A 1629-nucleotide genomic window follows, 5' to 3' on the forward strand; every position below is an offset into this window, starting at 1 on the left:
GCGGCGCAACCGGATCGAACGGTTTTTCTCAAAGCTCAAGCACTACAGGGCCATCGCCACCAGATACGAGAAACATGACGCCAACTTCCTCGCCCCAGTCAAACTCGCCGCAACACGCATCTGGTTGCGCGTCTATGAGTCGGTGACCTAGGCGACCTGGAGGAAAAATCCCGTGGCAGGAGAGGGCGTCCACGACCTTCGATGCTTTTTTCATGCGTTTCCGCTCATCTTTCAGCCAGGGATGCCATGCAGAATACTCTAACTGGGATCGAGGGCGTTTCATGGAACACGCCACTGCGGCTAGAGAAGCGAAGAAAAATACTTGAATTTTGTTGCCAATAACTTGCCCCCTTCGCGCGCGCAATCACGCTTTGTTCTGCTTGGCTTGCACATTTTATGGCCGTCCCACAAAATTCGATTGCCTATCGTTTTTTGCCTTGTGAGCAAGGTGAATAGGGTTGTATACGCATCGGCGGAGACGTGGCCGAGTGGTCGAAGGCGCTCCCCTGCTAAGGGAGTAGGCGGGAAACCGTCTCGAGGGTTCGAATCCCTTCGTCTCCGCCACCATTATATTTTTTCCCTTACATACAGTGGGTTATGGGAAGAGCTGGCGAACCTTCTTCATTGGTTCGCCAACCGTCATTTTAGTTGGTGTTGCCAAACTTCTTTGTCATCTTCTTCATAGCGCTTCTCGCCATTTTAGCTCGATCAGCCTCTCTGGTGTAGCGCTCAACCTCAGAAATTGTCTTATGGCCGGTAATCGCCATGATTTGATGAGCAGAGGCACCAGCTTCTGCGAGGCGCCTCGCAATCGCTTTCCGAAGTCCGTGGGAAGTGCATCTTGACAGTCCTGCAGCTTGGCACCACTCCCGCATGTCTTTACCGAGACCTTTCTCGGATCTTTGCCTGCCAGCTTTGGTTTGCAGAAAGGTTTCATTTTCTGCGGGGAGCGTGTCGAGAACGGCTTGGAGAGTCGGGTGAATCGGTATGCTGATCTCTGTTCCACCGGCGGCTTCCGTTTTCTGACGAACGTAAGTCAATCTCCCGCCGGCAACGTTTGACCAGCCCAGCTTGACCGCATCGACCCTGGCGGTGCCCGTATATAGCATTAAGATCATGGCCGTATGTGGGACAGAGCCTGGCTTGTGGCAGTCTAAGAATCTCGAGATCTCTTCCTCCGTCCAAGTATGGAAACCTTTGGATTTGGCTTTGATAGGCTTGATGTTCGCCACTGGATTGTCGTTTCTCCACTCCAAATCTATCGCTTCTTGAAACAGTGCCATCAATCGATGACGAAGTTTCTTTGCCGCGAAAGGGGTGCCGGCCTTCTGATCGAGGATAGTCTTGATATGGCGCCTGCTGATGCTCACAGCCGAAAGGTGACCGTATTTGCCTCGAAACTCCTCCAGGATTCCCCGATAAACAGCTTTTGTGCTTGGTTTGAGCTTCCGATACTCAGTTTGTCAATCGGCATTCAAAACTGACCCTGTATCGGCATCCAATTTTGACCCCCTTTGGTGGTTAGCAGGCCCGGCGCTGCGTAGTCTCCAATTAACGCAGCAGTGGCGGGCCTGCGGGGTTTGGGATTGGCATTAGGCCCGGTTCTTGAAGCGCCAGCTTTCGTTGCCG

The 1629-nt window shown here is 52.8% G+C and carries 2 protein-coding genes and 1 tRNA gene; 2 read left to right on the forward strand and 1 reads right to left on the reverse strand.

Going from position 1 to position 1629, the window contains the following annotated elements:
* Positions 1 to 151, forward strand: a 151-nt coding sequence (locus tag F3H26_RS19200) for a transposase (protein ID WP_149777052.1), incomplete at its 5' end; no start/stop codon positions are given.
* 323 nt (positions 152 to 474) lie between these two features.
* Positions 475 to 564 (forward strand) — tRNA-Ser (locus F3H26_RS19205).
* Positions 565 to 644: 80 nt separating this feature from the next.
* Here the strand turns inward: F3H26_RS19205 and F3H26_RS19210 are convergent.
* Positions 645 to 1370 (reverse strand): tyrosine-type recombinase/integrase, encoded by a 726-nt coding sequence (locus F3H26_RS19210; protein WP_149777566.1) that lies wholly within the window; start codon positions 1368 to 1370, stop codon positions 645 to 647.
* Positions 1371 to 1629 lie beyond the last annotated feature (259 nt).

The organism is Ruegeria intermedia, assembly GCF_900129345.1.
In the GTDB taxonomy this organism is placed as follows: domain Bacteria; phylum Pseudomonadota; class Alphaproteobacteria; order Rhodobacterales; family Rhodobacteraceae; genus Ruegeria; species Ruegeria intermedia.